The sequence below is a fragment of the Aeromonas sp. 600527 genome (assembly GCF_049175415.1).
GTDB lineage: Bacteria > Pseudomonadota > Gammaproteobacteria > Enterobacterales > Aeromonadaceae > Aeromonas > Aeromonas veronii_A.
Map to the genome: position 1 here is coordinate 110,708 of NZ_JAAKVA010000010.1, position 12,819 is coordinate 123,526.

Sequence of the window (12,819 nt, forward strand, 5' to 3'; positions counted from 1 at the left end):
CAATGAACAAGCAAATACTCATCCTTGGCCTGCTAGCCAGCTCCTTGCTATTGCAGGGCTGTGCTGCCGTGGTGGTTGGCGGAGCAGCTGGCACCGCCAAGGTTTCTGGCGACCGCCGAACCATGAGCGCCCAGTGGGATGACCAGAGCATCGAGCTGAAAGCAGCCAATCTGCTGGCCGACAACAAACCGCTCAGCGCAGCCAGCAAGATCAGCGTCTACAGCAACAATGGCCGTGTGCTGCTGGTCGGTCAGACACCTTCTGACGTTTACAAGCTGGAAGCAGGCAAGATTGTTGGCCGCATCGAGGGGGTCCGCCACGTCTACAACGAGTTACGCCTTGGTCAGCCAGTCAGCCTGACCACACGCAGCAATGACACTTGGCTCACCTCCAAGGTGAAAGCCGACATGTTCGGCACCAAAAACTTCGATAGCGCCAAGGTCAAGGTGGTCACCGAAAACGGCGAAGTATTCCTGATTGGTCTTGTCACCCGTCAGGAGGGAGAGCAGGCGGTCAACATCGCTCGCCACGTTAGCGGTGTGAAGCGAGTCATCAAGGCATTCGAATACGCCCAGAACTGATAATTATGGATATGAAAAACGCAGCCAATTGGCTGCGTTTTTTTATTTGATCACTTTCAGGGTCGGACGACCGCTTGGACGCGGAGGTTCCGGCTCTGGCTCCACCGGTGCTTCGGCCTGCTCCAGCCAGATATCGTAACCAGGCTCGGGGGGGAACAGGGTTCCCACGCCGTTCTCCCTAGCATGGATAGCCAGCACGGCCGCCATCGGGATATAGACCTGTTGGGATACCCCGCCAAAGCGGGCGCTGAAGCTGATTGCCTCATTATCCATGTGAAACTGCATTACGGCACGGGGCGCGATATTCAGCACAATCTGCCCGTCCTGAGCAAACTGCATCGGCACCATCACATGGGGAATGTTGACGTTGACCACCAGATGGGGAGTCAGATCGTTATCCAGCAACCAGTCAAAGAACGCCCGTAACAGGTACGGGCGACTCGGCGTCATTGTCGGTTCCATGCTCATACGCCAGCACGGATCTCGCGTTCGGCTTCGGTCAGGGAGGCCTGGAAGGACTCACGCTCGAACAGACGAACCATGTAGGCCTTCAGCTCTTTGGCGCCACGACCGGTCAGGTCGATACCCAGGCTCGGCAGACGCCACAGCAGCGGTGCCATGTAGCAATCCACCAGGCCAAACTCTTCGCTCATGAAATAGGGCATTTCACCGAAGATCGGTGCAATGGCGAGCAAGTTGTCACGCAGTTCGTTGCGTGCTGCTTCTGCATCGGTACCGGCCATGATCTTGTCAGCCAGGGAATACCAGTCCAGCTCGATGCGGTGCATCATCAGGCGGCTGTTACCACGGGCAACCGGATAAACAGGCATCAGGGGTGGATGCGGGAAGCGTTCGTCCAGATACTCCATGATGATGCGTGAGGTGTAGAGTGCCAGCTCACGATCAACCAGGGTCGGTACAGAGTTGTACGGGTTCAGCTCGGCCAGCTCATCCGGCAGATTGGCTGGATCAACCTGGCAGATATCCACGCTAACACCCTTCTCCGCCAGGACAATACGCACCTGATGGCTGAACATATCGTTGGCACCGGAAAACAGCGTCATTACCGAACGCTTATTGGCAGCTACAGCCATTGAACCCTCCCGTCATTAAAAAGCAGAAACGGCAATGAAGCATCTTGGTCTTCATTGCCGTGCATTATATTACCCGTATCTGGTCGCTTAGTGAACGTCGCGCCAGAATTCCTTCTTCAACAGCACAGTGAAGATGAAGAAGATCACGATGAAACCAAGCACCCAGAAGCCCATGCGTTCACGCTCCTGTTGTACCGGTTCAGCCGAGTAGACCAAGAAGTTTACCAGATCCAGTACCGTCTGATCATACTCTTCGTCATCCATTTCACCATTACCGTCAGATTTGATGCTGACAACCTGCTGGGTCTCGACTCCATCGACCGTGTGAGTGACGAACTCGGCACGGGGGGTTCCCTGCAACGGTTCCAACACATGAGGCATACCCACAGACGGGAACACCACGTTATTCACCCCAAATGGACGAGTCGGATCCACATAAAAAGAACGCAGATAGGTGTAAATCCAGTCCGCACCACGTACCCGGGCAACCAGAGTCAGATCAGGAGGGGGAGCACCAAACCACTTGGCGGCATCCTTCTCGGACATGGCGCTCTTCATCAGATCACCCACTTTGGCGCCGGTGAAGATGAGGTTCTCCTTCATCAGCTCCTCGGGGATCTCCAGATCGGCAGCAACCCGGTTGTAGCGTTGATACTGGGTAGAGTGGCAGCCTGCACAATAGTTCATGAAGGTGGCAGCTCCACGTTGCAGGGATGCCTTGTCGCTCAGATCATAATTGGCTTTGTCCAGATGCACGGCCCCAGCATTGGCAAACACCAGTGATGGCAGCAGGGTCAGCACTGCAAATATTATTTTTTTCATTTAAATGTAACCCTCTCCGGCAGCGGCTTGGTGCGTTCGTTTTTGCTGTAGAAGAACAACAGCACGAAGAAACCGAAATAACCCAAGGTACAAATCTGGGCAACCAGCGTCAGGGTCGGCGTCGACGGCAGTACACCCAGCACCCCCAGAATGATGAAGCAGACCACGAACTGGGCGATGTTAAGCTTGTGCAGCTTGCTGCGATAGCGAACAGAACGCACCTTGCAGCGATCCAGCCAAGGCAGCAGGAACAACACCACAATAGAGAGGCCCATCATGATGACGCCAAGCAGCTTGTCAGGTACCGCACGCAGAATCGCGTAGAAGGGGGTGAAGTACCACACTGGCGCGATGTGAGCAGGAGTCTTGAGGCCGTTGGCCACTTCAAAGTTCGGCTTCTCGAGGAAGTAACCCCACATATCCGGCTTGAAGAAAATGATGGCGCAGAAGAAGAACAGGAAGCCAGCCACACCGATCATATCCTTGACGGTGAAGTAAGGGTGGAACGCCACCGCATCCAGCGGCCAGCCGTTCTCGTCCTTGTGCTTCTTGATGTCTATGCCATCCGGGTTGTTGGAACCCACTTCGTGCAGCGCCAGGATATGCATCGCAACCAGCATCACCAAAACCAGCGGCAACGCGATGACGTGCAGCGCGAAGAAGCGGTTCAGGGTCGCACCAGAGATAACGTAGTCACCACGGATCCACAGGGTAAGATCATCACCGATGACCGGAATGGCACCAAACAGCGAGATGATGACCTGGGCACCCCAGAATGACATCTGTCCCCAAGGTAGCAAGTAGCCCATAAAGGCTTCCGCCATCAGCACCAGAAAGATCAGCATGCCGAAGATCCACAGCAACTCGCGTGGTTTCTGGTAAGAGCCGTAAATCATACCGCGGAACATGTGCAGGTAGACCACCACGAAGAAAGCAGAGGCACCGGTAGAGTGCATGTAACGCAGCAGCCAGCCATACTCCACATCACGCATGATGTACTCTACAGAGGCAAATGCACCCTCCGCAGAGGGGTTGTAGTTCATGGTCAGCCAGATGCCGGTGATGATCTGGTTAACCAGCACCAACATGGCCAGCGAACCAAAGAAGTACCAGAAATTCAGGTTCTTCGGTGCCGGATACTTGGCCATGTGGTCGTTGTACATGGCCGTAAGCGGGAAGCGATCGTCAATCCAGCCCATCAGTTTGCTCAACATGATCAGGCCTCCTTGCCATCGGCACCGACCAGAATGGTGGTGTCGTTAATGAATTGATACGGCGGAATAACCAGATTCAGTGGTGCAGGCACCCCCTGGAACACACGGCCAGCCATATCGAACTTGGAGCCATGACACGGGCAGAAGAAGCCGGATGTGACCCCCTGCACCTGCTCGCCAAAACTGTCAGGCAGATAAGAAGGCGAACACCCGAGATGGGTGCAAATACCGACCGCGACAAAGATCTCTGGCTTGATGGATCTGTAGCCATTATGTGCATAATCAGGCTGTTGCGGCTCTTCTGATGAGGGATCCCGCAACTTGTCATCATGTGCTGCCAGGGCATCCAGCGTCTGTTTGGTGCGTTTGACCACCCAGACGGGTTTGCCACGCCACTCGACACGGATGAGCTGACCCGGTTCCAACTTGCTGATATCGACTTCAACCGGTGCACCGGCTGCTTTGGCCTTGGCACTCGGATTCCATGACTTTATAAACGGCACTGCGGTAAACGCAGCTCCTACCCCACCAACGGCAACCGTTGACCAGGTAAGAAATCTGCGGCGACCGGTATCAACTGGCGCATTGCTCATCCAAAAACTCTCCCATGTGGACTCCGCACATTCTTATAGTGTCCCTGTTCCCCATTTTTCCCGTGACAACAGCGGCGGAAGCTGGATTTACAATTGCCACAGAAAACAGGGGAAATTTTAAAGAAAAGATAACAACTTGACAAGAAAGAGCGGTGAGCAATAAAAACAATAAAGAAACAATTTTTTGTCTTTTGTGACGCGTGGTTAGCATTGATGTCGGTAATATTACCAATAAAAAAAGCCTGGCGGTTGCCAGGCTTTTTTGACACTCGAAAGAGTGAGCACCAAAAGCGAATTAACGCTTGGAGTACTGCGGACGCTTACGAGCTTTGTGCAGACCGACTTTCTTACGCTCAACCTTACGGGCATCGCGAGTAACAAAGCCTGCTTTACGCAGTTCGGAACGCAGGGTTTCATCGTACTGCATCAGAGCACGAGTGATACCGTGGCGGATCGCACCAGCTTGACCGGAGATGCCACCACCGTTAACGGTGATGTACAGATCCAGTTTCTCGGTCATCTCAACCAGTTCCAGCGGCTGACGAACTACCATGCGGGCAGTCGGACGACCGAAGTACTGCTCCAGGGAGCGCTGGTTGATTACGATCTTACCGCTACCCGCTTTGATGAATACGCGAGCAGTGGAGCTTTTGCGACGGCCGGTACCGTAGTATTGATTTTCTGCCATGTTGCCAGTTCCCGATTAGATATCCAGTACTTGAGGTTGCTGAGCAGCGTGAGCGTGCTCGGCGCCTGCGTAAACTTTCAGTTTACGGAACATGGCACGGCCCAGAGGACCTTTCGGCAGCATGCCTTTAACAGCAGCTTCGATTACCATTTCCGGTTTACGCTGAATCAGCTTGTCGAAGCTGATGGACTTGATACCACCCGGGAAACCGGAGTGAGCGTGGTACATTTTGTCGGTAGTTTTCTTACCGGTAACACGTACCTTCTCAGCGTTTACAACGATGATGTAATCACCGGTGTCAACGTGCGGAGTGTATTCAGCTTTGTGCTTACCACGCAGACGAGCAGCGATCTCGGTTGCGATACGACCCAGAGTTTTACCTTCTGCGTCCACAATGTACCAGTCACGTTTTACGGTTTCTGGCTTGGCAACGAAAGTTTTCATTAAGTTAAACCCAATTACCTGTTACAGACCCAATTGTTTATGGGGGCTCTCCCACAAACAACAAACGATGGCCTACCTGTACCCCTTCGAATACAAGTAAAGCTTAAAGTGTTGCTGTCTTATCGACAGCTGTAACGTGGGCCGGGCGATTATAAGTGAAGTTGCCTTAAATATCACCTGCTAATTTCACTGCCATGAAGCTAGCAAATGTCGCCCGGCCCTACCTGCCGCAGATGCCCATCCGACTGGCAGGCGCGGTATTGTGACTAAGGAAGGTGCACTCTGGCAAGGTATTCGTGCGATTGCATTTCCTGAAGCCGTGAAAGACAGCGTTTGAATTCGAAATTCAGCAGCCCTTCGCCGTAGAGTTCTGCCATGGGAACAGCCGCCGACATGATGAGCTTGACGTGCCGTTCATAAAACTCATCGACCATGGCAATGAAGCGGCGGGCCGCGTCATCCGTGCCTGTGCCCATTGGTTGAACATTGGCCAGCAACACGGTGTGGAACAGCCGGGCCAACTCGATATAGTCGTTTTGGGAGCGGGGAGTACAACAAAGTTGCTCGAAATCCATATAGAGCACCCCTTCTCCCATACCCAGCGACGTCAGCTGACGATGATTGACCTCGAACGCCCCCTCGCAAGCAGTGTGCCCACCGGTTAATTGCTGAAAATAGTGGTCAAGATTAGCTTTTGCCTGCAAATCCAGCGGGCAGTGATAAATCTCGGCTTGTTCCAGCGTGCGCAGGCGATAGTCGATACCGCCATCCACGTTAAGCACTTCACAATGACGCTCGATAAGCTCGATAGCTGGCAGAAAACGGGCTCGCTGCAGCCCGTTGCGATAAAGATCCTGTGGCGGAATATTTGAAGTGGCGACCAGCACGACGCCGTGACCAAACAGCTCCTGAAACAGCGTGCCCAGCAGCATGGCATCGGTGATGTCGGAGACAAAAAATTCGTCGAAACAGATGATGTCTGTTTCGCTAGCAAGCTTACTGGCTACCAGCTTGAGGGGATCGGATTGCCCGCTCAGCCCTTGCAGTTCATCGTGAATACGATGCATGAAACGGTGGAAATGGCTGCGCATCTTGCGCGTCCCCGGCAGGCTGTCGAAAAAAGTATCCATCAGCCAGGTCTTGCCTCGGCCCACTCCACCCCACATATATATCCCGAGGACGGGCTCCGGCGGCTTGGGCTTTTGCAGCCAGCCCAGCAGGCCGCGGGCTCTGGTCGGAGTCGGGGTTTGGCACAAATCCTGATAGAGTCGCTCCAGACGGGCCACCGCCATCGCCTGGGCGGGGTCGGCCACGAAGCCGGGGCGCTGCAAATCCTGCTGATATTTTTGCTGCGGGGTCATCCTGTCGATTGCCTTCAAGTCCCTGAATGAAGGACAAAATGGTATCACGCTCTCGGGGTGCACGGTATAGTGCCATCAAGGCGTAGCGGCCGCTTTGGCCGCATCAACCCACATTCATTTAGCTGTAACAAGGAGCATCTATGAGTCTGTTAAACGGGATCCTGCTGGCTGTCGCGGCCTTGATTATCGGTATCGTTCTCGGCCGTTTTTCGGTGCGTAGTCGCGATGCCGGCCGTCTGGAACAGGAACTGAAAAAGGCCCACAAGGAGCTCGAAAGCTATCAGGGCCAGATCAACACCCACTTCGCCGACAGCGCCGCGCTGATGGAGCAACTGGCCGAACAGTATCAGACCCTCTATCGCCATATGGCGGAGCAGAGCAAATTCCTGGCCAAGGCCCAGGAACCCCTGTTCCGTGAATCATTGGTAGAAGAAGCACCAACCAAAGAACCAGAGGAGCCGGGCGTACCGCCTCGCGACTATGCCGGTGCCTCTTCCGGACTGCTCAAACAACCAAACTAGTTCCTCGCGGAACTAATTGGCCTGCCCTGTGGTCTGACCTTGACGATTGCAATGCAACTTTTTCTGGGAGCTGTTTTTCATATGCGTAAACCTCTTTCCATGCTCAGTGTGCTAGCCCTCAGTGTCGGTATCGCCATGTCTGCGGCCCCCGCTCAGGCTGCACTGCCTTCCCTGTTAGGCTCGAATCAGGAGATGCCAAGTCTGGCGCCAGTGCTCGAACAGGTCACTCCTGCCGTAGTCAATATCTCTGTCTCCGGTAAGAAAGTGACCCGTCAGCGCCTACCGGAACAGTTCCGCTTTTTCTTTGGTCCCAACATGCCCGACGAGCAAGTGAGCGAACAGCCGTTCCAGGCTCTCGGCTCTGGCGTCATCATCGATGCCAAGAAGGGTTATGTGATCACCAACGCTCACGTAGTGCACGAAGCGGACGAGATCAAGGTCACTCTGAAGGATGGCCGTGAGTATGCGGCCAAGAAGATCGGTGAAGACAAGCAGTCCGACATCGCCCTGCTGCAAATCAAGGCCGAGGAACTGGTACAGATCAAGTTCGCCGACTCCGACGAACTGCGGGTGGGTGACTACGCGCTGGCTATCGGCAACCCGTTTGGGCTGGGTCAGACCGTCACGTCAGGTATAGTCAGTGCGCTCGGTCGAAGCGGCCTCAACATCGAGAATCTGGAGAACTTCATCCAGACTGATGCGGCCATCAACTCAGGTAACTCCGGTGGTGCCCTGCTCAACCTGCGTGGCGAGCTGATCGGTATCAATACCGCGATTCTGGGCCCGAACGGCGGCAACATTGGCATCGGCTTTGCCATTCCCTCTAACATGGTGCGGGATCTGACCGAGCAAATCGTCAAATATGGTGAAGTACGTCGTGGTCAGTTGGGTATTACCGGCACCGAGCTCACCTCAGACATCGCCAAGACCTTCGGCTACAACAAGAAGGATGGCGCCTTCGTCAACCAGGTCATGCCTGACTCCGCCGCAGACAAGGCGGGCATCAAGGCGGGCGATATCATCGTCAGCATCGATGGCAAGCCGGTTCGCTCCTTCGGCGAGCTGCGAGCCAAGATCGCCACCATGGGCGCTGGCAAGCAGGTCGAGTTGGGACTGATCCGCGATGGCAAGTCACAAACAGCCAAGGTAACCCTGAAGCAAGCCGATGACAGCGAAGTCCGCGCCAGCGCACTGCACCCGGCACTGGAAGGGGCCAAGCTGAGCACCACTACCGATCCAGTATCCGGCGTCGCAGTGGCTGACATTGATCCACGTTCTCCGGCAGCCGCTTCCGGCCTGCAGAAGGGGGACATCATCATCGGGGTCAACCGTCTGCGCATCAACACGTTGGGCGAGCTGAGCAAGGCGCTCAAGAACAAGCCTGACGTACTAGCGCTCAATATCCAGCGTGGTGACTCCTCGCTCTATCTGGTGATCCGCTAACACGCGGTTATTCGCCAACCGCTCTATCACCCGCGGCCTCGCCGCGGGTGATTTTTATCCATTGATAGTGTTATTCTCTGCCCGCAGCCAGCACGGATGAGAATGACATGAAAATCCCCTCTTTAGTCAGTTACTTGGGCAAGTCCATCGGTTTCGGTTTGACCGTCGCCGCACTACTGTTGCTGCTGTTTCCCAATTTCCGTGGCGGGGCTCAACTGCCCGGCCTGATCACCAATGCCCGCGAACTGAGCTTCTCCTACGCCGCCCACCGCGCCGGCCCGGCAGTCGTCAACATCTATACCCGCAGCTTTGCCTCCAATCAGGGCAATCGCGGACAACTGCAGCCACAGGGGTTGGGCTCCGGCGTCATCATGACCCAGCGCGGCTACGTGCTGACCAACTACCACGTCATCGCCGATGCCGATCAGATCATCGTCGCCCTGCAGGATGGCCGCGTCTTCAGCGCCGAACTGATCGGCACAGACCCGCTCACCGATCTTGCCGTACTTTATATCGAGTCAGATAACTTGCCTGTGATCCCGCAAGATCCGGAACGCTTGCCAGAAGTGGGCGACGTGGTACTCGCCATCGGCAACCCCTATAACGTCGGCCAGACCATCACCCAGGGCATCATCAGTGCGACCGGCCGTACCGGCCTCTCCAGCATGGGGCCGGACAGTAATGGCCGGCAGGATCTGCTGCAAACCGACGCGGCTATCAATGCTGGCAACTCGGGGGGGGCTCTGGTCAACGGTAGGGGCGATCTGGTTGGCATCAACACAGCCACCTATCACCTCAACGGCAATCAGGAGAGCTACGGCATCAGCTTTGCCATCCCCTACCGGCTGGCCAAGCGGATCATGGACGAGTTGATCGCCAACGGCCGCGTCATTCGCGGTTATCTCGGCATCTCCAGCGTCGAGATCAACCCCATCGTCGCCCGCATGATGAACCTGGGCGAACTGCGCGGTCTCATCGTCGAGAGTCTGGATCCTGTCGGTCCGGCGGCCAAAGGTGGCCTGCAACGGGGTGACGTGCTGCTCAAGATCAACGGTGAAGCGATCACCGGGGTACGTGCCGCCATGGACAAGATTGTAGAGAGCCGCCCCGGCACCCAGCTGACCATCTCGGTGTTGCGCTCTGGCAAGCCACTCGAGGTGGTAGTGACCATCGAAGAGGATCTGCGCTACCAGAACCGTGCTGCCGCCAGCGCGGCAGGCGCCAGCTAACCTCAACCCCATCTCATCGTTCAAGGGCGGTCAACCGCCCTTTTTCTTGCATGCTGTTTCATAAATACGCCCCGCCTGCGTGAGGCGACTCACACTTTTCGCCAAGGCTCAGCTGCCAGCTGAAAACGGAAAAGTGCGCCTTCGCTCACACTAACCCAGCCTCGTTCAGACCTTTTTCACTCTCTTTTGCCAACAAAAGGCCCTCTTTGACCCCGAATGATCGGGATTTCCGCTTCGAATCGGAAAAAAGCTGCCTCCACTCTCCATCCATGTCGGCTTAGGGTAGAGCCATCCCTTCTGCCAGCCTTGGAGAGCAGACATTGCAAACAGATACCTACGACCAGACCCTGACCCCGGACAGTCCGGCACTGCTGCGCCAGACCGATCAGGTCCTGGCACGCATTCATATTCTGCTGGGCGATCAGGGCATCCACCCCAACGAGGTACAGCAGCAGATGCTGGCCTCCCATATCAAAGCCATGGTGTGGCGCTCCCACAGCGGCGAACCGCTGCCGGAAGTTGACCTCAGCCTGTTTGAGGAGATCTCGCCCCTCTCTCTGCGTCTCGCCGAGCAGGTTGTCAGCTGGCTAGAGCGACTCGCCTACGAAGAGGCACACCTCTTGTCCGTCCATTTTGAAGTAGCCAAAGAAAACGAACTCAGCTCAGTAACAGGAGATAACTAAATGACTGCCATCAAACTCGTGATTGGAGATCGTCTCGGCAAGGGTCAGAAAGTGGGGGCAGGCGCGGAAGCAGCCGGTGCCAGCGTGACCATCATCCCCGGCATGGCCGCCGACATGAAGCTCGGCGACGTGATGAACAAGGAGCAGGCAGATCTGGGGATCTCCTTCTGCGGCAGCGGCGGCGCCGGTGCCATCACCGCCCAGACCAAGTACGGCTACAAGTGCCGTTACGGCATGCGCTCCATCGAAGAGGGCGTCACCGCCATCAACGAAGGCTGCGTCGTGCTGGGCTTTGGCTTCATGGACAAGGAAGAGCTGGGCCAGAAACTGGTCGAAGCCTTCGCCAAGAAACACGGACACGCCTGATGAAAGAGAACTTCACCACCAAGGTCACCGTCAGCGGCAAGGGAACCACCCGTCAGCAGGCGTTTGCCTCCGCCCTCAGCCAGGTGCAACCCACACTGCTCAAGGACAACCAGCAGGTACTGCTGCGCATTGAGCCGGTCGATGTACAGGTGCTCAAAGCCGAGGAGTCAGTCCGGGTGGAGAAGTTCCTGTTCTTCTTCCTGCCGCGCCAGCGCCGCGAATACCGCGTCCAGCTGGAGATCACGGTTCAGGTCACCAGTCTCGACGTCGCCAGGGTGACGTTCACCCAGGTGTGATCTCCTGACCGGCACCACCCCACAAGAAGGATACGTTGGATGTTTCTAATCATATTTATCAAGTCTCTCATCATTGGCGGCCTGGTTGGCGTCGGGGTGGGGGCCGGCGCGGCGCGGATGTTCCACGCCCCGACCGTACAGGGCATGGGTGCCTTCCGCACCCTGGGCGAACTCAACTCCTGCGAAGGGGATCCCGCTTCCCACTTCTCGTTTGGTCTCGGCTTCTTCTTCAACGCCTGGGCCTCAACCGTGGCGGCAGGCGCCTTCACCCAGGATGTGGATCACCGCATCATTCCACACTGGGCCACGGCGGCACTGCTGTTCAAGAACCGGGATCTCGCTACCACCCTGCACGACCCGAAAAAGATGGCCATCGCCGGCGGCATCATAGGCGCCATCGTGGTCGCCTTCCTCAACAGCACGGCTGCTGCCGTCCCGGCCGCCCTGCAGGTCACTGCGGTCAAGGTGCTGGTACCGGCCGCCAACCTGCTGGTCAATACCGTCATGCCGGTGATCTTCTGGCTGGCAGCCATTGAGGCGGGCAAGAAGTCCGGTTTCTGGGCCACCATCTTCGGCGGTCTGGCCCAGCTCATCATGGGTAACGCGGTACCGGGTCTGGTACTCGGCATCCTGATCGGCAAGGGCGTGGAAGAGAGCGGCTGGAACCATGTCACCAAGGTGATGATGGCAGCCATCGTCCTGCTGTTTGTGCTAAGCGCCTTCTTCCGTGGCTTCGATATGAAACTGATTGAATCCTTCCATATGGGTGTCCCCCTGTGGCTGGAAAGTGTCCATAACCTGCTGAGCGGCAAATAAGGGGTCACACCATGGATGAGAAACTGAAAAACAACTTCTGGTATGCCGACTGGTCATTCCCCATCTTCGTCGGCCTGCTCTCGGCCGGGGTCTTTGCCGGTACCCACATGTTCTATCTGTACGGGGTCGGTGCCTTCAACGAGGTAGCCTTCGTCGCCATGCTGAAAGCCGGAATGGACACGGGCGCCTACGGCGCGGTAGCCGCGTTCGGTGCCAGCTTCCTGTTCGCCCGCATCATCGAAGGCTCCCTGGTGGGGATCCTGGATATCGGCGGCGCCATCCAGACCGGAGTCGGCCTCGGAGTGCCAGCCCTGCTGCTGGGAGCCGGCATCGTCTATCCGGTGGAAAACTTCGGAGCCTCGCTGGCAACCGGCATGGGGATTGGTCTGGCCATCGGCTACGTCATCATTCTGGCGCGCAAGTTCACCATCAACCAGAGCAACTCCACTTACGGCGCAGACGTCATGATGGGAGCTGGCAACAGCTCTGGCCGCTTCCTCGGCCCCCTCATCATCCTCTCCGCCATGGGAGCCTCCATCCCCATCGGTATCGGTTCCCTGCTGGGTGCCCTGCTGTTCTACGTCTGGGGCAAGCCCATCACCGGCGGTGCCATCCTGGGAGCCATGCTGCTGGGCACCTTCTTCCCGGTCGCCCTTGTGTAAGTACCA

The 12,819-nt window shown here is 56.4% G+C and carries 17 protein-coding genes; 9 read left to right on the plus strand and 8 right to left on the minus strand.

The genetic code is table 11. The features are described 5' to 3' along the window. Positions 1-2: 2 nt before the first annotated feature. Positions 3-581: a division/outer membrane stress-associated lipid-binding lipoprotein gene (gene dolP, locus G5154_RS13675; protein WP_216979972.1), complete on the plus strand. Its 579-nt coding sequence runs from the start codon at positions 3-5 to the stop codon at positions 579-581. 42 nt (positions 582-623) lie between these two features. Here the strand turns inward: dolP and G5154_RS13680 are convergent, their stop codons facing one another. The 8 genes from G5154_RS13680 to zapE all read right to left on the minus strand — a co-directional run bounded on the left by G5154_RS13680 (position 624) and on the right by zapE (position 6,797). After that, a complete protein-coding gene (locus G5154_RS13680) occupies positions 624-1,049 on the minus strand; it encodes a ClpXP protease specificity-enhancing factor (protein ID WP_041234002.1) in 426 nt (141 codons plus the stop codon). Beyond that, positions 1,046-1,675 carry a stringent starvation protein SspA gene (gene sspA, locus G5154_RS13685; protein ID WP_005336279.1) on the minus strand — a complete coding sequence of 210 codons (630 nt, stop codon included), beginning with the start codon at positions 1,673-1,675 and terminating at the stop codon, positions 1,046-1,048. Before sspA ends, G5154_RS13680 begins: the two co-directional genes overlap by 4 nt. Before the next feature lie 87 nt (positions 1,676-1,762). Continuing rightward, positions 1,763-2,497 (minus strand): cytochrome c1, encoded by a 735-nt coding sequence (locus tag G5154_RS13690; protein WP_040068844.1) that lies wholly within the window; start codon positions 2,495-2,497, stop codon positions 1,763-1,765. Further along, entirely contained in the window at positions 2,494-3,711 is a 1,218-nt protein-coding gene (locus G5154_RS13695; protein ID WP_005341735.1) for a cytochrome b, read from the minus strand. The genes G5154_RS13690 and G5154_RS13695 overlap by 4 nt, the downstream gene beginning before the upstream one ends. Before the next feature lie 2 nt (positions 3,712-3,713). Then, a complete protein-coding gene (gene petA / locus G5154_RS13700) occupies positions 3,714-4,304 on the minus strand; it encodes a ubiquinol-cytochrome c reductase iron-sulfur subunit (protein WP_040068840.1) in 591 nt (196 codons plus the stop codon). Between the two features lie 295 nt (positions 4,305-4,599). Further along, positions 4,600-4,992 (minus strand): 30S ribosomal protein S9, encoded by a 393-nt coding sequence (gene rpsI, locus G5154_RS13705; RefSeq protein ID WP_005336286.1) that lies wholly within the window; start codon positions 4,990-4,992, stop codon positions 4,600-4,602. 15 nt (positions 4,993-5,007) lie between these two features. Next, entirely contained in the window at positions 5,008-5,436 is a 429-nt protein-coding gene (gene rplM, locus G5154_RS13710; protein ID WP_005341737.1) for a 50S ribosomal protein L13, read from the minus strand. 266 nt (positions 5,437-5,702) lie between these two features. Next, a complete protein-coding gene (gene zapE / locus G5154_RS13715) occupies positions 5,703-6,797 on the minus strand; it encodes a cell division protein ZapE (protein WP_216980255.1) in 1,095 nt (364 codons plus the stop codon). Positions 6,798-6,937: 140 nt separating this feature from the next. Between zapE and G5154_RS13720 the strand changes: the two genes are divergently transcribed. The 8 genes from G5154_RS13720 to G5154_RS13755 all read left to right on the plus strand — a co-directional run bounded on the left by G5154_RS13720 (position 6,938) and on the right by G5154_RS13755 (position 12,813). After that, on the plus strand, positions 6,938-7,318 hold the full coding sequence (locus G5154_RS13720) for a YhcB family protein (RefSeq protein ID WP_216979970.1): 381 nt from the start codon (positions 6,938-6,940) through the stop codon (positions 7,316-7,318). 81 nt (positions 7,319-7,399) lie between these two features. Next, a complete protein-coding gene (locus G5154_RS13725; protein ID WP_005341740.1) occupies positions 7,400-8,761 on the plus strand; it encodes a Do family serine endopeptidase in 1,362 nt (453 codons plus the stop codon). 107 nt (positions 8,762-8,868) lie between these two features. Then, the gene (degS, locus tag G5154_RS13730; RefSeq protein WP_005341742.1) at positions 8,869-9,990 is read left to right on the plus strand and encodes an outer membrane-stress sensor serine endopeptidase DegS; all 1,122 of its coding nucleotides are present in this window, start codon (positions 8,869-8,871) and stop codon (positions 9,988-9,990) included. 320 nt (positions 9,991-10,310) lie between these two features. Continuing rightward, positions 10,311-10,673 carry a PRD domain-containing protein gene (locus G5154_RS13735; RefSeq protein ID WP_216979968.1) on the plus strand — a complete coding sequence of 121 codons (363 nt, stop codon included), beginning with the start codon at positions 10,311-10,313 and terminating at the stop codon, positions 10,671-10,673. Then, a complete protein-coding gene (locus tag G5154_RS13740) occupies positions 10,674-11,039 on the plus strand; it encodes an SFCGS family glycine-rich protein (RefSeq protein WP_033115447.1) in 366 nt (121 codons plus the stop codon). It abuts the gene before it with no gap. After that, positions 11,039-11,335 (plus strand): DUF4312 family protein, encoded by a 297-nt coding sequence (locus tag G5154_RS13745; RefSeq protein WP_033115448.1) that lies wholly within the window; start codon positions 11,039-11,041, stop codon positions 11,333-11,335. The genes G5154_RS13740 and G5154_RS13745 overlap by 1 nt, the downstream gene beginning before the upstream one ends. A gap of 39 nt (positions 11,336-11,374) precedes the next feature. Continuing rightward, positions 11,375-12,151, plus strand: a complete 777-nt coding sequence (locus tag G5154_RS13750) for a DUF4311 domain-containing protein (RefSeq protein WP_421237344.1) — start codon at positions 11,375-11,377, stop codon at positions 12,149-12,151. An 11-nt stretch (positions 12,152-12,162) separates the two neighbouring features. After that, the gene (locus G5154_RS13755) at positions 12,163-12,813 is read left to right on the plus strand and encodes a DUF4310 family protein (protein WP_005355144.1); all 651 of its coding nucleotides are present in this window, start codon (positions 12,163-12,165) and stop codon (positions 12,811-12,813) included. Positions 12,814-12,819 lie beyond the last annotated feature (6 nt).

Coding starts and splice junctions, on each gene's coding strand:
- dolP (WP_216979972.1), top strand. CDS start 3: ATGAACAAGCAAATACTCATCCTTGGCCTGCTAGCCAGCTCCTTGCTA.
- G5154_RS13680 (WP_041234002.1), bottom strand. CDS start 1,049: ATGAGCATGGAACCGACAATGACGCCGAGTCGCCCGTACCTGTTACGG.
- sspA (WP_005336279.1), bottom strand. CDS start 1,675: ATGGCTGTAGCTGCCAATAAGCGTTCGGTAATGACGCTGTTTTCCGGT.
- G5154_RS13690 (WP_040068844.1), bottom strand. CDS start 2,497: ATGAAAAAAATAATATTTGCAGTGCTGACCCTGCTGCCATCACTGGTG.
- G5154_RS13695 (WP_005341735.1), bottom strand. CDS start 3,711: ATGTTGAGCAAACTGATGGGCTGGATTGACGATCGCTTCCCGCTTACG.
- petA (WP_040068840.1), bottom strand. CDS start 4,304: ATGAGCAATGCGCCAGTTGATACCGGTCGCCGCAGATTTCTTACCTGG.
- rpsI (WP_005336286.1), bottom strand. CDS start 4,992: ATGGCAGAAAATCAATACTACGGTACCGGCCGTCGCAAAAGCTCCACT.
- rplM (WP_005341737.1), bottom strand. CDS start 5,436: ATGAAAACTTTCGTTGCCAAGCCAGAAACCGTAAAACGTGACTGGTAC.
- zapE (WP_216980255.1), bottom strand. CDS start 6,797: ATGACCCCGCAGCAAAAATATCAGCAGGATTTGCAGCGCCCCGGCTTC.
- G5154_RS13720 (WP_216979970.1), top strand. CDS start 6,938: ATGAGTCTGTTAAACGGGATCCTGCTGGCTGTCGCGGCCTTGATTATC.
- G5154_RS13725 (WP_005341740.1), top strand. CDS start 7,400: ATGCGTAAACCTCTTTCCATGCTCAGTGTGCTAGCCCTCAGTGTCGGT.
- degS (WP_005341742.1), top strand. CDS start 8,869: ATGAAAATCCCCTCTTTAGTCAGTTACTTGGGCAAGTCCATCGGTTTC.
- G5154_RS13740 (WP_033115447.1), top strand. CDS start 10,674: ATGACTGCCATCAAACTCGTGATTGGAGATCGTCTCGGCAAGGGTCAG.
- G5154_RS13745 (WP_033115448.1), top strand. CDS start 11,039: ATGAAAGAGAACTTCACCACCAAGGTCACCGTCAGCGGCAAGGGAACC.
- G5154_RS13750 (WP_421237344.1), top strand. CDS start 11,375: ATGTTTCTAATCATATTTATCAAGTCTCTCATCATTGGCGGCCTGGTT.
- G5154_RS13755 (WP_005355144.1), top strand. CDS start 12,163: ATGGATGAGAAACTGAAAAACAACTTCTGGTATGCCGACTGGTCATTC.